Below are 15,270 nucleotides of genomic sequence, written 5' to 3' on the forward strand. Positions count from 1 at the left end.
GGGATTTGTCCATATATGGAAGTGCAGCACTAAAATTACATGTTCCACTAGTACGAAGAACTGATCTGGATTAATTAGCCAGGAAGATGAAATTATAAAGTTACATAAGTTATGAACTTATGACTAGGTCTTAATTGAGAAGGGCTGTGTTGCACAAACCTAGCATCAAAAGCTTATTCAGCAATATAATTTCAAAATGAATAAGCCTGCCTCTAAAATCTACCGTACAACCAATTGGTCATCCTATAACCGAGCCTTAATTAACCGAGGTAATATTTCCATTTGGTTTGATCCAAAGACTCAGTGGTATGCACAATCACAAGGCAAGCAAGGTCGAAATCAAACCTACTCCGATACAGCGATTCAATGCTGCTCAATGATCAAATTACTATTCCGACTCTCTTTACGTATGGTCACAGGTTTTGTTCAAAGTCTGATTAAACTCTCCGGATTAGATTGGACAGCTCCGGATTATTCCACCCTTTGTCGTAGACAAAAGCATATTGATATTGCGATTAGCTATCAAAAAAGTAGTGATGGACTGCATCTACTCGTAGACTCTACTGGTTTGAAGTTTCTTGGTGAAGGTGAATGGAAACGCAAGAAACATGGGGCTGAATATCGTCGCCAATGGCGTAAGCTTCACATTGCTATGGATGCTAAAACCCTGCAAATACGTGCAGTACAACTCACCATAAATAATGTCAGTGATTCTCAAGTACTCGAAGATTTACTTGCTCAAATTCCCTTGGATGAACCAATTGATTCTGTTTATACAGATGGTGCTTATGACACAAAGCACTGCCGACAAGTCATTTTAGATCGAGATGCACATGCGATCATTCCACCTAGAAAGAATGCAAAGCCTTGGAAGGATCAGCAAGCGAGGTCTATAGAGCGGAATGAATTATTAAAGACAGTCAAACGGCTAGGCAGATCGCTTTGGAAAAAGTGGTCTGGTTATCACCGTCGAAGTTTGGTTGAAACCAAGATGCATTGCATCAAATTATTAGGCGATAAATTAACAGCGCGGAGTTTTCCAAGTCAGGTGAATGAGATCCATGCACGCATGGCAGTTTTGAATAAATTCACAGAATTAGGTCGCCCTCATACCCAAGTTGTCTCTTAAATTTGAGTAGCTTAAGGGAAATCAGCCTTTCAAACCTTTATGCAACAAAGCCGGCCGAAAGTATGTCAGGTATTTGAAATGCTGATTCAGGACGGTATCCTTAATAGTAATCAGGTTTTAAGTGGTTTACCCCATCCTTCGGGAGCCAATGCGGAGCGAATAGCGTATTTTCTCGGGAATAAGCCTAAAGAATTACTATCATCTAAAACGAATCCAGAGTTATTGGATAAAGCGAAAGCTGAAATCATTAAGAAACTTGAACGCCTGGAAATGTAGTGACTATCCATACAGGCATGGAACATGACTGTTCACGTAAAAAGCCCAATCTAGTGTGATCGGGCTTTTTGTTGTGTAATTATATGATTGATTTTAAATGAAAAATTAAAATAATTTCGTATAAGCTGTATTATGTTAATTTTAGAGAAACTACTAAATTATATTGGGTTGTAAATATTTGAAATTCCGTTAAGATATTTTGGATTAAATTCTATTCCTAGATAGCATTCGTGTTGACTCATCTCTCCAAAAAACTTTGGTTTTGTTTTCTTATGGTTTTTGCCATAGGATGGAGTAGTGTGTCTGTTGCATCAGTAAAGATAATGCATATCAATATGCAAACTGAAATGAGCCAAGATCATTGTTTAGATCAAGCACAGCAAGTCACTCAACATGGTATTAATCACGAAGTACAGACGAATACCGATTGCCATAATCATTTAGCTCTTAATCAGAATATAGATCACAAAAAGTGTCAGGAATGTTCTAGCTTATCCTGCCAGACACAGATCTCATATCTTCATTCTTTGCAAAGCTCGCTAGATCCCCTAGATACCTTCTATTCTATAGATCAGCCTAATTTTTATTACCCCAACCAATATCTAAATGGGTATTGGCAAGAAATTTCACGTCCTCCTAAAACTTAACCAATTTTTTTAAAATTTATTTATTTTTCAAAAATTAAGGTTAAGTTATGTCTCATAAAATTAGTTCGTACCTATTAGCAGGTATTTGTTTTGCATCGTCGCCTTTGGTTTTTGCCGAAGTGCGTGAATATCAGCTTGTTATTGATGAAGCAGTGGTCAGCCCAACTGGAAAGCCTGTAAAGCGCATTACCGTAAATGGTCAATTTCCTGCGCCTTTGCTTGAGTTTGAAGAGGGTGATGAAGCCATCATTCGCGTGAAAAATAATTTAAAAAACCAAGATTCTTCTATTCATTGGCACGGACTGTTGTTGCCGGGCATTATGGATGGTGTACCGGGATTTAATGGTTTTAACGGTATTAAGCCTCAAAGCGAGTATGTTTATAAATTCAAGATTCGCCAAAGCGGGACTTATTGGTATCACGCTCATTCTAAAGGACAGGAACAGGACGGCTTATATGGTTCTTTTGTGATTTATCCAAAAGGTAAAACACCATTGGCAGCACATGAAAAAGCTGAACGTGACTATGTGGTGATGTTGTCAGATTTTCATGAAAAAACCAGTGATCAAATTCAGAAAGATCTTAAAATTTCAGCTGAATATTATCAAGATCAGCGTGAAACCTTGGGTGATGTTTGGAAGCAGGTTAAACGTGATGGCATAAAAGCGACATGGTCTGACCGCAAAATGTGGAATCAGATGCGTATGCTAAAAACCGACATGTCGGATGTTACAGGTTATACCTTCCTCATTAATGGCAAAACACCTGAACAAAATTGGACAGGAATGTTTAAACCGAATGAAAAAATTCGCCTACGTTTTGTGAATGCATCTGCGATGTCTTTCTACGATGTCCGTATTCCTAACTTGAAAATGACTGTGGTCAGTGCTGATGGTCAGCCTGTAAAACCTGTTGCTGTGGATGAGTTTCGTATTGGCACAGCTGAAACTTATGATGTGATTGTGGAGCCAAAAGGCGGACATTATCAAATTGAAGCTGAGTCAATTGACCGTGCAGGCTATGCGATTGGTACACTGCACAATGAATTAAATCCTATGACACATGGCATTCATATGCCTGCACCACGTCCACGCTCACTTTTGACCATGGAAGATATGGGACATGGTGGCGGTGATCATGCAGGAATGGATCATTCGAAAATGAACCACGGCAATATGCAAGGCATGGATCACTCGAAAATGGATCATTCAAAAATGAACCATGGCGATATGCAAGGCATGGATCACTCGAAAATGGATCATTCAAAAATGAACCATGGCGATATGCAAGGCATGGATCACTCGAAAATGGATCATTCACAGCATGGCACAGCAAAACCACAAGAAAATGATCAAGTGGTTTATGGTTGGGCAAATGCATCTACACCTGCGGGCAATAAAGCCTTGCAATATAGTGATTTAAAATCTTTAGAACCGCAAAAAGATACTCGTGAAGCTAGCAGTGAATTAGTAGTGCGTTTGGGCGGTACTATGGAGCGTTATATTTGGACGATTAACGGTAAAAAATTCAGCGATGCTGAGCCATTAAAAGTGAAGTATGGCGAGCGTATCCGTATCAAATTTATTAATGACAGTATGATGGCGCACCCCATGCATTTACATGGCATGTTTATGCAGTTGGAGAATGGTCAAGAGTCGGTAGATATGCCGAATAAACACACATTGATTGTACCACCGGGTAAAACAGTGACTGCTTTATTAACTGCGGATGAGTTGGGCGAATGGGCAATCCATTGTCATTTGTTGTATCACATGAGTGCAGGAATGATGAACAAGTTGATCGTGGCAAATGTTAGCGATGAACAAGTGTCTACAACGCCAATTCAAGGTACAAATTCGACTCAAACTCACCAAGTAACTGAGCAAAAAGGAGCTGGACATGCACATCACTAATTTTGTATTTAAAGCGTTTTTTTCTGTTGCGGTATTGAGTTTAACAAGCTTAAGTTTGGCGCACGAAGGGCATCATTCAACTGCTCAGACTGATGGAAAAAATGTACCATCAATGAATCATCAAGCGATGTCTGAGATGGATCATTCACAGCATTCTCCACAAGAGCATGCACAACACATGCAGATGATGGGGAAAATGAATCATGCTGCACATTCAGCACCGATGAACCATCAACATGCAGGTCATCAGCCAATGCATCACAAATCAACAGAGAAACAGCAAGATCAAAAAGTACAGAAAGGAGATCAACATGCGCACCATTAATCTTTTTTCTAAAACTGTTTTAGCAAGCTCGTTGTTGATGATTAGCGCAGTGAGTTTGGCACATAATGGCGAAGATCATAGTGCACCTGCAAAAGTGACAGCTGCTGTTGCATCTTCTAGTCAAAATCAGTCGATACAAATGAACCATGGTCAGATGAATCATGCACAACATCAGGCAACATCTACGGTTAATCATTTACATCTTGTACCCGATGCGAATGCTCAGCAGAGTTTACATTATGATCATCGCTCAGAACACGGTGCGCAAATTTATGCGATTACGACGGTGGACAATAAGTGGCTTGTCAATGAAGATGGCACAGGCGGTTTAAAGTCAGAGTTTGAAACCCGTATTGGCACAGATGAAAATAAGGTTTTTATTAAAGTTCATGCCGATAAAGAAGAATCGCATGATGCACATTACGATGCCAAACTTTTATATAGCCGTATGATTTCAGACTTTTGGGATGCACAGATTGGTGCACGTTATCGCAGTGAAAAAGTTGAACTCGATGATCATCGCAAAGATACAGAAGAAAGTGTTGATGCGGTGATTGGCTTACATGGTATGGCGCCATATTTCTTTGAAACTGATGCTTATCTCTATGCGGGAGAAGACAGTTATGCGGGCTTTAGCCTAGAAACAGAACGTGATTTTCTGATTACGCAAAAGTTGATTATTCAACCCTATTTAGAGTTGGATGTGGTCTTTAGTGATGATTCTAAATATGCGAAAAAAACTGGTTTAAGCAGTGCGACAGCAGGGCTTGAAACTCGCTATGAAATCAGTAAAAAGATCATGCCGTATATTGACATTGGCTATGACTATTCAAAAGGGAATGATGGAACGTCGTGGCAAATAGAATCAAACTCTGAAAAAGGTTGGTTATATGGAGCAGGTGTTAGATTTAGATTTTAATTAATTTAATGATTACTAAATAGCTTTATTTAAATAAAACTCTAGCTTAATGTGGCCGGAAGCAAAATGTTAACTTATTTTGCTTCCTTCCATTTAACATAATGGCTGTTATGCGAAGTCGACTTGTAAGCCCAAAGTAGAAATGTCCGGTTTCTCCAAAGTAAAAATGTCCGCTTTTAGAATATGCGCTTTTGCAATTTTCTTAGCGGACGGTTTGATATGTTGGTGTCTATGTCGGATAAAGAACTTAAACGATTGTCGGTCTTGCAGGAAATCTGTGATCAACGCATAACCCAGTCCCAAGCTGCTCAGCTACTTCATATTTCAGAGCGTCAGATCAGACGTTTACTGCAGAAATACAAAGCTCAAGGCCCAGCTGCATTAGCCCATGCCGGTCGTGGTCAAATCAGCAATTTCAGGCTTCCTGAAGAGCTCAGACTCAAGTGCCTCAATATTGTTTCTGATCAACTGCATGGTTTCGGACCCACTTTAGCGCATGAAAAGCTCACCACCGTTCATGGCTTTGATATTTCAGTGGAAACACTGCGTTCCTGGATGATTGCAGCCGATTTATGGATTCCTCGCGCCAAGCGTCTGAAACGCCCGTATCAGCCTCGTTATAACCGGGACTGTTATGGTGAACTGATTCAAATTGATGGCTCACACCATGACTGGTTTGAAGGTCGAGCCCCTAAATGCTGTCTGCTGGTATTTATCGATGATGCCACAGGCAAATTACAGCATTTACGCTTCTGTGAGTCGGAATCAACCTTTGACTATATGATTTCAACACGTTTGTATGTTGAGCAGCATGGTAAGCCTTTAGCCTTCTACAGCGATAAACATTCAGTCTTCAGGGTGAATCAAAGCAGTAAGAAAGACACCAAGATTACCCAGTTTGGGCGCGTACTCAGCACCCTGAATATCGATATTATCTTCGCTAATTCACCACAGGCCAAAGGCCGTGTAGAACGAGCCAATAGAACGCTTCAGGACCGTCTGATCAAAGAAATGCGTCTGGAAGGCATCAGTTCGATTGCCGAAGCCAATGCCTGGCTACCCTGCTTCATTGAGCAGTTCAATCAGAAGTTTGCCAAGATGGCCTTTAATCCCAAGGATCTACACCGGACTGTCACTGAAACAGCCGAAGAATTAGATGATATTTTTACCTGGCGTGAACCCCGCAGAGTCACGAATAGCCTGACGATCACTTATGATAAATGCGTATATCTCCTGGAAAACACGGAAGAAAACCAAAGATTGATTGGTAAGTATCTTGAGTTTCTGGAATACCCGGATAGTACAGTCGCGATTGAATATCAGGGAAGAAAAATCAATTACAGCATCTTCGATAAATTAAGTCAGCTCAACCAGCGAGAGATTGTTGAAAATAAACGTTTGGGTTCTGTATTAGCCCATATTCAACAGCAGCATGAAGAACTAGAACAACAAAATAAACGCAATCGTTCTCAAAAGATGCCAAGCAGACGTGCACAGAAAACAGCAATTCAACAACGAAATCTAAATCCTGTGCTTGACTTGGAAATGTCTGTATAGGACATTTCTATTTAGTTTTAAGGTAGGACATTTCTACTTGGGAATAACACGACTTGTAATGCAATTTGCATTACAATATTCCTAGTACATTAAATACTTGGGAAATATGATGGCTACTGTTAACTTCAGGATCGATGAAGCCCTTAAAGAAAAATCTTATTCAATCCTTAAAGAGCAAGGTATTGCACCTACTGATTTCTTCACTAGTATTCTTGAGTATGTTGCTACGACTGGGAAACTGCCTGTCAAAAAAGCTTTGCTTTCGGAAGAAGATGAAGAATTATTAGCTCTTGTCCGTAAGCGCATTAATGATCCTAAAGAGATGTTTGAGGAAGTCACATTAGATGACTTATAAGCTTTTACGTCACAAGGACTTTACAGCAGAATGGGAAAACTCCCTGTTGCTATACGAGATCAATTTAAAAAGAAACTAGCCAAAGTCATAGAGCAGCCACATATTCCAAAGAATATGCTTAGAGGCGATCTTGCAGGTTGCTATAAAATCAAATTATTAAAAGCTGGTGTCCGACTTGTCTATCAAGTTAAAGATGATCAGGTAGTTATGCTGCTCATTACCGTCGGAAAACGAGCTGATAGCATAGTTTATGACGAAGCGAAAAAGCGAATTAAAGACTAAAAATGGGAGCTTAAAGCTCCCATTTTTGGCTTCGTATAAGGTGTATTATGTTAATTTTAGGAAAGGCTCTAGACTAGCAGAATGATTATGTTAGTCTAGAGCCATATAATTAACATTATTGAAGTATTTTACATGGCAATTTTTCGACATTCTTCTGCACACTGACGGCAAGCCTCAGCACATTTTTTACAATGATCATGTGAATGTTTTTCACACTCTTCCGCACAATATTCACAGATCTTAGCACAAAGCTCACAAATCTCTTTGAGGAAAGGTGAGTTATGTTGTTGCATACGCACACATAACTGACAAATATCTGCACATTCTAGACAACGTTGAATACATTCACGCATCATCTCTAAATCTTTTTCTTTTAAACAAGAAGTTGCACATTCAGTACAAATAAGTGAACAGTTTGTACATGCAGAAATACACTTTGAAAATTCCGTATTAATCATTTTTTACTCTCAACTTATATAATCAAAGAAATAATTAAAACATAATTTTTTTCTACTAATTATTTTAAATTATTAGTAAATGTAATACATAATGTTAATTTATATGAATAATGTTAATTTTAACTAAATCTTATTTATATTCCAAATTATTAAAAAACAGTTTTTAATTAGGATAGATGATCAAGTATCAAAAGCAGCTATTCTTAAAATAACTGCAATAATTTTATCACTTTAAAAATAGATTTTCCCTCTATTTAACATAATGGGCGTTATACGAAGTACACTTGTATATTAATATAATAATCAATCACTTAAAAATTTAGGCTATTTTGTAGGCCTAGGCTTACGTGAATCTCGGCCCTTTGCTGCTATGCGGCATACTGGAATTTTCATATTATTGAATGGTCAGGAACAGGAAGTTCCATATAATAAAAAATAAGCACCAGGATGGCGCTATATAAGACATGCAAGAGCACAAAGACCTAATGTTCCAATAAAAAACCCCGGCAGGATGCCGGGGTTTTTTATTTGTATAAGCTATTTAAATAATAGCTTGTTCTTTTAAATGAGATAGTGCAGCAAGAATATATGATGAGTTGAAGGTTACATCGGTATAGGTTGATGGAGATCGACTTCCAGTTTCCTTAAAAATCTTATAAAAATTATCAACTTCATCAGTGCTTAAAGGGCGAATATTATCTTTGTTATTGTGAACAAATAATTTCCCGTCCTCACTAAACATAATAAATTTAGATTTTCTAGATTCAGTTTCTAAATTAACTGGTGTAGAAAAAAATTTAACGAGAGTTTCATATAGATTAATATTCATGTAACTTAACCCTTTGTTTTCATGTATATATTTTTTCGATAAGCTCTCAATACTCATAGAAATAGCTTCTCTGGCTAAAAATGATTTCGTTCTTTGACTCTTTTCAGCCAGTTGATCTAACTGTTTTTCTAATTCTACAGGTAATCGAAGCATCAACATTATAAACAACCCAATCTAAATGTATATCAATTAGAGTATATCATTAAGATGGTGGTTTCAAATTTTTTGAACCGCTCTTTCTCTGATTTCAGGGGTATATTTTAATTTTGTCATCGGGATAGTCTCTGAGAATATTGACTCTCCGACAAACCCGGTACGGTTCATGATTTTCATAGTGGTTTCCTTTGGTTTGGATTTGCATTAATCGGTTATCCCAAAACACCGCCGAAGGCGGCACTAACTATTCTTCCTCTTGGTTTGACCTCTACGTTGACATAGTAAAGGTCTGCTCAAAGGAACATCATTTGATGATTCACATCAACCATTCATCGTAATTTCATTGCCTTAGCAAAAATCTCTCCATATTCTTTGATTATGTTACATATTCAATTATTGGGGAGTGAATTATATGGCTGGACAACGCGGTGGTAGTAGAGATGGTGCAGGAAGAAAACCATTGTATGATGAACCAACCAAGGTCGTTCGAGTACCAGAGTCTCGTGTCATTGAAATCAAGAACTACCTAGCAGAATCAACCAAGACAAAATTCAACGATATAGCATCCATTACCTTAGTGAATCCAAGCTCGGTGATGAGTATTCCCTTGGCTTCAGAAAAGGTTGCTGCTGGCTTCCCTTCTCCTGCTCAGGATTACATAGACAAAACCTTGGATATGAATGAACACCTCATCAAAAACGAGGCTGCAACCTTCATTGTGAAGGTCGCATCGCTTTCGATGAGAGATGCAGGTATTGAGATTGATGACGAACTGATTGTAGACCGTAGCATTGAAGCCAAGCATGAAGACATCGTGATTGCACTGATCGACAATGAGTTCACTGTAAAACGCCTCATGATCGAAAGTGATGATAATCGTTGGCTTAAAGCAGAGAACCCTGAGTATTCCGACATTCATCTGCAAGATGGGCAGGAAATGCTAATTTGGGGTGTAGTGACTTTTGTCATCAAGCCATTCAGAAAGCGTTAATACTTGATTGGTTTCATGCTCATGCAAGTAGCTCACCAGAAGATCTATGCACTTGTAGACATCAATAATTGCTATGTCAGTTGTGAACGTGTCTTCAACCCTAGTCTGAACAATAAGCCTGTCATTGTGCTATCCAACAATGATGGCTGTGCTGTGGCACGTTCCCAAGAAGCCAAAGACTTGGGCATCAAAATGGGTGTTCCTCTCTTCCAGATCAAGGACATCGTAGAGCGCCATAATGTTCAGGTGCTATCGAGCAATTATGCACTGTATGCAGAAATGTCTCGCAGATTCATGAAAATCCTATCCGATTTTGTATCTCCTAAAGAGCAGGAAATTTACTCGATTGATGAGTGCTTTCTGGATCTGACAGCTCATGCAGGGAATTACGACTTGACTGAATATGCCCATCAGATTCGTCAGCGTTTGTTTTCTTGGCTTGGTTTACCTGTATGTATTGGCATAGGACGCTCAAAGACTGAAGCGAAACTCGCAAACCATATTGCCAAGAAGAACGATTACTTCAATGGCGTATGCAACTTGGTTTCAATGGATCCATGCTCAGCCGAGAGCGTATATCAAGCAATTGATGTAAGTGAAGTATGGGGCATTGGTCGAAAGCATACGAAGAGGCTCAACAGTATGGGGATTCATTCAGTGATGGATTTTGTCTTGGCTTCCCCTCTGATGATCCGAGACCAATTCTCTGTAGTGATGCACAGAACCTTATTGGAACTCCATGGAATTGCTTGCATTGAATTGGAACATACTCCACCTGCAAAGAAGCAAATCATTGCTAGTCGCTCCTTTGGGCAGAGGGTCTATCACACAGATGATCTCAAGGAAGCCATGTCGCTGTATGTCATGGATGCTGTTAGCAGACTGAGAGATGATAATTTGTTGTGTGGTTGTCTGATTGGTTTCGTTCAATCAAACCCATTTGATAGCTCAAAGCCCTTCTACAACAAATCTTTATCTTTAGCTTTACCAGAACCTACCGACAACTTATTGGTGCTCTCTAAACTCGCTACAACGATGATTGATGGCCTGTATGCAAAGGATATAGCATTCAAGAAATGCGGCGTGATTCTGACGTGTCTCGAACCAAAGGAAAACCATGTGTATGACATGTTCACTGATATGAAACACATCGAAGTCAGCAATTCCTTGATGGATTCCCTTGAAGCGATTCATCTTAAGTATGGCAAAACCAAAATTGCCTTAGGCGCGAGTTTAATGCTGAACAGAACATGGAATATGTCACGAGATCGACTAACACAGAACTACTTTAAGTGGGATCAACTGCTTTGTGTAAAGTAAATATCCTGCCTATAAATTGATTTCGTTTTGGTTTCACAATAGTTGTTTATTGATTGCCAAATAGTTGTATTTTACAACTACCTAATCAAAGATTATCTACATAAAAAATGCCCATAAACATGAGTGTTTTCATAGACACTATCTGCTTATGGGCATTACATCATTTATGTGTGTGATTCATAGACATGAATAGTAGCCGAAGCTACCATTCATGAATCCAAATCATACTATTTTAAAAAACTAATTCGATGCCTGCACCATATTTCCATCCCTTTTCAGACTCTGTTGCCTCTTGCATAGAAGTGGCTTTCTGTCCTTTTTCATATTGGTAAGCAACATCAATGAAAGGTTTAATTCGCTTAGTAATCTCATATCGGGTTTTGATACCAGTTTTTAGTTCTGATAAACCTGATTTTGCAGCATAGTTAGAATCATCGCTAAATATTACATCTGCTTCGATATAAGGTTGAGTAATAAGTTTCTGAGTTAAAAGCAAATCACGTTCTAATTCAAAACTTGCTCCCCAAAAATTATTCTCACCGCCATAAAGATATGCTTGTGTTTCAAAGAAATAAGGAGCTAGACCTAATATACCAATAACCCCATCCACTCGATCGCTGCTGCTGTTATTTTTATCTTCACTATATCTTACCCCAGCTTGTACATCCCAAAATGGGGCTACATTACGGCTATAAAGTGCTGATACAGCATATTTTGGATCATTACTTTCTGACTTTTCCGAATTGGCTTCAATAAATAGACGATTTTCATCTGTTCCAATCAAAGTTTCAAGCTTTGTTCCTAGGTTGCCCTTACCGTCTTCATCAACCATCCATGCATTTTCAAGTCTTGTTACTTGATAAATTTGTCCGCCATGTTCTTTAAGATGATCATCGTGAGATCCGTCTGATCTCTTTCTTGCAGTCAAAATAATATTATCTCCCCCATTTGCATTTTCCATTGAATAATATTCTGGATACAATTCTTGGGGGCTATATCTTAAGCCACCAGACTCCTGTAATAAGACTCTCATACCATTTGTAATATTACTTTCTTGTACAGGAGTTTCATTTTTAGCGAACGTTAGATTTGATAATCCAAATAGCGCAATCATCAAAGTTGTTTTTGAAAACAAATTATTAGTGATGTGCATGTGGATTTACTCCCTTCTCATTTACTTGGGACTGAGGAACAGTCTTTGTAGAATTACCATCTTCCACTTGAGCTACAATGAGTTTATTCATCATTCCTGCACTCATATGGTAAAGCAGGTGACAATGAATAGCCCACTCACCTAACTCATCAGCTGTGAGTAGAGTGGTTATCGTTTTCCCAGGTGGAACAATTACCGTATGTTTGTTTGGCATATTGCTTGGATCCTGACCATTCTCAAGCTGCATAAACATGCCATGTAAGTGCATTGGGTGAGCCATCATACTGTCATTGACAAATTTTAAGCGAATACGTTCACCATACTTCACCACTAGTGGGTCGGCTTCATTAAATTTTTTACCATTCATTGTCCAAATATAACGCTCCATGTTTCCACCAAGACGGATCTCTATTTCACGTTCAGCTGCACGAGTGTCTTTTTGAGGATCTAACGATTGCAAATCACTATATTGCAATGCTTTATTACCTTCAGGTGTTGAAGCATTTGCCCATCCAAATACGGTATTATCATTCTTGTCTGAAGCCGCCTTAACAGTAGAGCTATTCATCGGCATATCATGATCCATACCTTTCATAGAAGACATATCATGATCCATACCTTTCATAGAAGACATATCGTGATTCATGCCTTTCATAGAAGACATATCATGATTCATATGTTTCATTGAAGACATATCATGATCCATACCTTTCATAGAAGACATATCGTGATTCATGCCTTTCATTGAAGACATATCATGATTCATATCTTTCATAGAAGACATATCGTGATTCATATCTTTCATAGATGACATGTCATGGCTCATCCCCATATCTTCCATAGTTAATAAAGCACGAGGGCGAGATTTAGGCATCTCAATTTGTTTGACTGCTGGGCTGCTTTCTTCATGTAATGTTCCCACTGCAAAACCGGTACGATCAATAGATTCAGCTTCAATTTGGTAATGTGCTTGTTTTGGTTCCACAATGACATCATAGGTTTCAGCAGTACCAATACGGAACTCATCTACAGGAACGGGCTTTACAGGTTGACCATCAGCACTGACTACAGTCATTTTTAGGTTTGGAATGCGTACATCAAAGAATGACATAGCGGAAGCATTAATAAAACGAAGGCGAACTTTTTCACCAGCTTTGAAGTTACCGGTCCAGTTTTGCTGAGGTGTTTTGCCATTCATTAAAAATGTATAACCAGTCACATCGGACATATCTGTTTTCAACATCCGCATCTGATTCCACATAGAGCGGTCTTGCCAAGTTGCCTTTAATCCATCACGTTTAACTTGTTTTAATACATCGAATACTGTTTCGCGACGGTTCTGATAGTAATCTGCTTCTTTTTTAAGATTTTTCATAATTTGATCACTTGTTGAATTATGAAAATCAGAAAGCAAAACAACGTAATCTTTATCGGTTTTTTCAGCAGCTGTTAGTGGAGTTTTATCTTTAGGATAAATAACAAAAGCACCATATAAACCGTCTTGTTCTTGTCCTTTACTATGTGAATGATACCAATAAGTACCATTTTGGCGGACTTTAAACTTATATTCATAAGTTTTATTAGGGGCAATGCCATTAAATTTGTTAAATCCAGGTACACCATCCATAATTCCAGGTAATAATAAGCCATGCCAATGGATTGAAGAGTCCTGATTTTTTAACTTATTGTGAACACGGATAACGGCCTCATCACCTTCTTCAAATTCAAGAAGTGGTGCAACGAATTTACCATTTACAGTAATTCTCTCAACTGGTTTTCCTGTGATATTTACAGTTTGTTCAGCGATTGTTAAATCATATTCTTTAACTGCCGCCATTACCCAAGTTGATGAAAATAAACCAACTCCAATTAAGAGTATAAGCTGTCATTAAAAAGTAAACATGTATTCTTTTCCGAATTGGTTTGATACTCTCTCCACCCATTGCTCTATTTTATCAGCTGTCATGACTTGAAAATCTCGCCAATAATATTTCATCTGCTTCCATACCATCTCGATTCGATTTAACTCAGGGCTATAAGCTGGAATAAAATACAAATTCGTCGAAAAGTTACTTTTAAGTAGCTCTCTGTAATCAGCCATCTTTTTACTTCTATGAATCGAGGCATTATCAACAATAAGAACCAATGGAAGGTTATAAGTCTGTTTTACTTGTTGAGCTATTCCAGTTAAATAGGCATAAAACCAAGTGCTTGTAACAGACTCTTGTAAACAACTTGTCACCAGTTTCCCCGTTGAAAGCAAACACCCCATGACATTAACTCGTTTTAATCTTATTGCATCAACCGCATGAACATCACCTATCTTTGTCCACGCATAGCGGTTATCAGGTGTAGATGAAAACCCTGTTTCATCAACATAACCTAATATAATTTCACCACGTGCCGCTTGCTCTCGTAATTTTTCAATCTGCTGTGTTGCTTGTTCAAATGCAATCGGATCTCTTTTTTTTCAAGCTATGACGGGTACGCTTGAAGACCATACCTGAATCACGTAAAAACTTACGAATGGTTTCAACAGACACGGACACTTCGTATTCTTCATGTAGTTTGACTCGGATTTGTTCTGCATTGAGTGGACTTGTATTGACCCAATCTAGGATTTTCGCCTGATAGTCTGAGATCAATGTATTGGGCCGACCTGAGCGATGACCTTCTTTAATCGATTCAAACTCATACAATTCCCAACGTCGGCGTTGTAGCCTTATGGTTTCTGGGATACGTTCTTGTAGAGTGGCAACTTCCGCAACACTTTTACCTTCAGAAAGCCAGAGAATAGTTTGGGCACGTTGTCTTTCACGCCAATGTTTTGCATGCTTGGCCAGAAAAATGAGTCGTTCTCGCTGTTCTAAACTAAGTGGTACAGAAACAATTCGAGGCATGTGTGAACATCTGTTAACTAAAAAAACTTTTTCGCATGATTAGTTATTTTTGTCAACTTA

General features: G+C 38.5%; 15 protein-coding genes and 1 pseudogene. 10 read left to right on the forward strand and 6 right to left on the reverse strand.

What is annotated here, in order from left to right; translation table 11 throughout:
- The first annotated feature begins 196 nt into the window (after positions 1 to 196).
- The 8 genes and pseudogenes from ACTJIX_RS14290 (at position 197) to ACTJIX_RS14325 (ending at position 7,403) form a co-directional block, all read left to right on the forward strand.
- A complete protein-coding gene (locus tag ACTJIX_RS14290) occupies positions 197 to 1,129 on the forward strand; it encodes an IS5 family transposase (protein ID WP_005021578.1) in 933 nt (310 codons plus the stop codon).
- 39 nt (positions 1,130 to 1,168) lie between these two features.
- On the forward strand, positions 1,169 to 1,405 hold the full coding sequence (locus tag ACTJIX_RS14295) for a hypothetical protein (RefSeq protein ID WP_005021575.1): 237 nt from the start codon (positions 1,169 to 1,171) through the stop codon (positions 1,403 to 1,405).
- 694 nt (positions 1,406 to 2,099) lie between these two features.
- Positions 2,100 to 3,965: a copper resistance system multicopper oxidase gene (locus tag ACTJIX_RS14300; RefSeq protein ID WP_104470970.1), complete on the forward strand. Its 1,866-nt coding sequence runs from the start codon at positions 2,100 to 2,102 to the stop codon at positions 3,963 to 3,965.
- Positions 3,952 to 4,290 (forward strand): hypothetical protein, encoded by a 339-nt coding sequence (locus tag ACTJIX_RS14305; protein WP_004897649.1) that lies wholly within the window; start codon positions 3,952 to 3,954, stop codon positions 4,288 to 4,290. Before ACTJIX_RS14300 ends, ACTJIX_RS14305 begins: the two co-directional genes overlap by 14 nt.
- Positions 4,277 to 5,209 carry a copper resistance protein B gene (locus ACTJIX_RS14310; protein ID WP_103800916.1) on the forward strand — a complete coding sequence of 311 codons (933 nt, stop codon included), beginning with the start codon at positions 4,277 to 4,279 and terminating at the stop codon, positions 5,207 to 5,209. Before ACTJIX_RS14305 ends, ACTJIX_RS14310 begins: the two co-directional genes overlap by 14 nt.
- A gap of 231 nt (positions 5,210 to 5,440) precedes the next feature.
- Entirely contained in the window at positions 5,441 to 6,766 is a 1,326-nt protein-coding gene (locus tag ACTJIX_RS14315) for an ISNCY family transposase (protein WP_082180210.1), read from the forward strand.
- Between the two features lie 109 nt (positions 6,767 to 6,875).
- Complete coding sequence (locus ACTJIX_RS14320; protein ID WP_000246755.1) at positions 6,876 to 7,121, forward strand: type II toxin-antitoxin system RelB/DinJ family antitoxin; 246 nt, start codon at positions 6,876 to 6,878, stop codon at positions 7,119 to 7,121.
- Positions 7,111 to 7,403 (forward strand): annotated as a pseudogene (locus ACTJIX_RS14325) (type II toxin-antitoxin system RelE family toxin). The gene ACTJIX_RS14320 and the pseudogene ACTJIX_RS14325 overlap by 11 nt, the downstream one beginning before the upstream one ends.
- Before the next feature lie 128 nt (positions 7,404 to 7,531).
- Here the strand turns inward: ACTJIX_RS14325 and ACTJIX_RS14330 are convergent.
- Both ACTJIX_RS14330 and ACTJIX_RS14335 read right to left on the reverse strand, forming a co-directional pair.
- Positions 7,532 to 7,861, reverse strand: coding sequence for a four-helix bundle copper-binding protein (locus ACTJIX_RS14330; protein WP_016658833.1), 330 nt, complete (start codon positions 7,859 to 7,861; stop codon positions 7,532 to 7,534).
- Positions 7,862 to 8,402: 541 nt separating this feature from the next.
- On the reverse strand, positions 8,403 to 8,849 hold the full coding sequence (locus ACTJIX_RS14335) for a ribbon-helix-helix protein, CopG family (RefSeq protein ID WP_016658834.1): 447 nt from the start codon (positions 8,847 to 8,849) through the stop codon (positions 8,403 to 8,405).
- Positions 8,850 to 9,258: 409 nt separating this feature from the next.
- Between ACTJIX_RS14335 and ACTJIX_RS14340 the strand changes: the two genes are divergently transcribed.
- Positions 9,259 to 9,837 (forward strand): LexA family protein, encoded by a 579-nt coding sequence (locus ACTJIX_RS14340; RefSeq protein WP_016658836.1) that lies wholly within the window; start codon positions 9,259 to 9,261, stop codon positions 9,835 to 9,837.
- Positions 9,838 to 9,852: 15 nt separating this feature from the next.
- Positions 9,853 to 11,157, forward strand: a complete 1,305-nt coding sequence (locus ACTJIX_RS14345) for a Y-family DNA polymerase (RefSeq protein WP_034584491.1) — start codon at positions 9,853 to 9,855, stop codon at positions 11,155 to 11,157.
- A 232-nt stretch (positions 11,158 to 11,389) separates the two neighbouring features.
- Here ACTJIX_RS14345 and ACTJIX_RS14350 read toward each other — a convergent pair whose 3' ends face one another.
- Genes ACTJIX_RS14350 through ACTJIX_RS14365 form a run of 4 tightly spaced genes read right to left on the reverse strand, consistent with a single transcriptional unit; the run spans position 11,390 to position 15,210 of the window.
- On the reverse strand, positions 11,390 to 12,310 hold the full coding sequence (locus ACTJIX_RS14350; RefSeq protein ID WP_440611553.1) for a copper resistance protein B: 921 nt from the start codon (positions 12,308 to 12,310) through the stop codon (positions 11,390 to 11,392).
- Positions 12,297 to 14,189 (reverse strand): copper resistance system multicopper oxidase, encoded by a 1,893-nt coding sequence (locus tag ACTJIX_RS14355; RefSeq protein ID WP_440611554.1) that lies wholly within the window; start codon positions 14,187 to 14,189, stop codon positions 12,297 to 12,299. Before ACTJIX_RS14355 ends, ACTJIX_RS14350 begins: the two co-directional genes overlap by 14 nt.
- A 9-nt stretch (positions 14,190 to 14,198) precedes the next feature.
- The gene (locus ACTJIX_RS14360) at positions 14,199 to 14,765 is read right to left on the reverse strand and encodes an IS630 family transposase (protein ID WP_121533679.1); all 567 of its coding nucleotides are present in this window, start codon (positions 14,763 to 14,765) and stop codon (positions 14,199 to 14,201) included.
- Positions 14,755 to 15,210, reverse strand: coding sequence for a helix-turn-helix domain-containing protein (locus ACTJIX_RS14365; protein ID WP_004973749.1), 456 nt, complete (start codon positions 15,208 to 15,210; stop codon positions 14,755 to 14,757). Before ACTJIX_RS14365 ends, ACTJIX_RS14360 begins: the two co-directional genes overlap by 11 nt.
- Positions 15,211 to 15,270 lie beyond the last annotated feature (60 nt).

Origin of the sequence: Acinetobacter sp. 22323 (assembly GCF_052044895.1) — a bacterium.
Classification (GTDB): Bacteria; Pseudomonadota; Gammaproteobacteria; order Pseudomonadales; family Moraxellaceae; genus Acinetobacter; species Acinetobacter schindleri.

Excerpts from the sequence above, each read along its gene's own strand:
- ACTJIX_RS14340 (WP_016658836.1), top strand. The coding sequence starts at position 9,259 with ATGGCTGGACAACGCGGTGGTAGTAGAGATGGTGCAGGAAGAAAACCA.
- ACTJIX_RS14350 (WP_440611553.1), bottom strand. The coding sequence starts at position 12,310 with ATGCACATCACTAATAATTTGTTTTCAAAAACAACTTTGATGATTGCG.
- ACTJIX_RS14365 (WP_004973749.1), bottom strand. The coding sequence starts at position 15,210 with ATGCCTCGAATTGTTTCTGTACCACTTAGTTTAGAACAGCGAGAACGA.
- ACTJIX_RS14320 (WP_000246755.1), top strand. The coding sequence starts at position 6,876 with ATGGCTACTGTTAACTTCAGGATCGATGAAGCCCTTAAAGAAAAATCT.
- ACTJIX_RS14335 (WP_016658834.1), bottom strand. The coding sequence starts at position 8,849 with ATGTTGATGCTTCGATTACCTGTAGAATTAGAAAAACAGTTAGATCAA.
- ACTJIX_RS14310 (WP_103800916.1), top strand. The coding sequence starts at position 4,277 with ATGCGCACCATTAATCTTTTTTCTAAAACTGTTTTAGCAAGCTCGTTG.
- ACTJIX_RS14290 (WP_005021578.1), top strand. The coding sequence starts at position 197 with ATGAATAAGCCTGCCTCTAAAATCTACCGTACAACCAATTGGTCATCC.
- ACTJIX_RS14345 (WP_034584491.1), top strand. The coding sequence starts at position 9,853 with ATGCTCATGCAAGTAGCTCACCAGAAGATCTATGCACTTGTAGACATC.
- ACTJIX_RS14295 (WP_005021575.1), top strand. The coding sequence starts at position 1,169 with ATGCAACAAAGCCGGCCGAAAGTATGTCAGGTATTTGAAATGCTGATT.
- ACTJIX_RS14300 (WP_104470970.1), top strand. The coding sequence starts at position 2,100 with ATGTCTCATAAAATTAGTTCGTACCTATTAGCAGGTATTTGTTTTGCA.
- ACTJIX_RS14305 (WP_004897649.1), top strand. The coding sequence starts at position 3,952 with ATGCACATCACTAATTTTGTATTTAAAGCGTTTTTTTCTGTTGCGGTA.
- ACTJIX_RS14330 (WP_016658833.1), bottom strand. The coding sequence starts at position 7,861 with ATGATTAATACGGAATTTTCAAAGTGTATTTCTGCATGTACAAACTGT.
- ACTJIX_RS14315 (WP_082180210.1), top strand. The coding sequence starts at position 5,441 with ATGTCGGATAAAGAACTTAAACGATTGTCGGTCTTGCAGGAAATCTGT.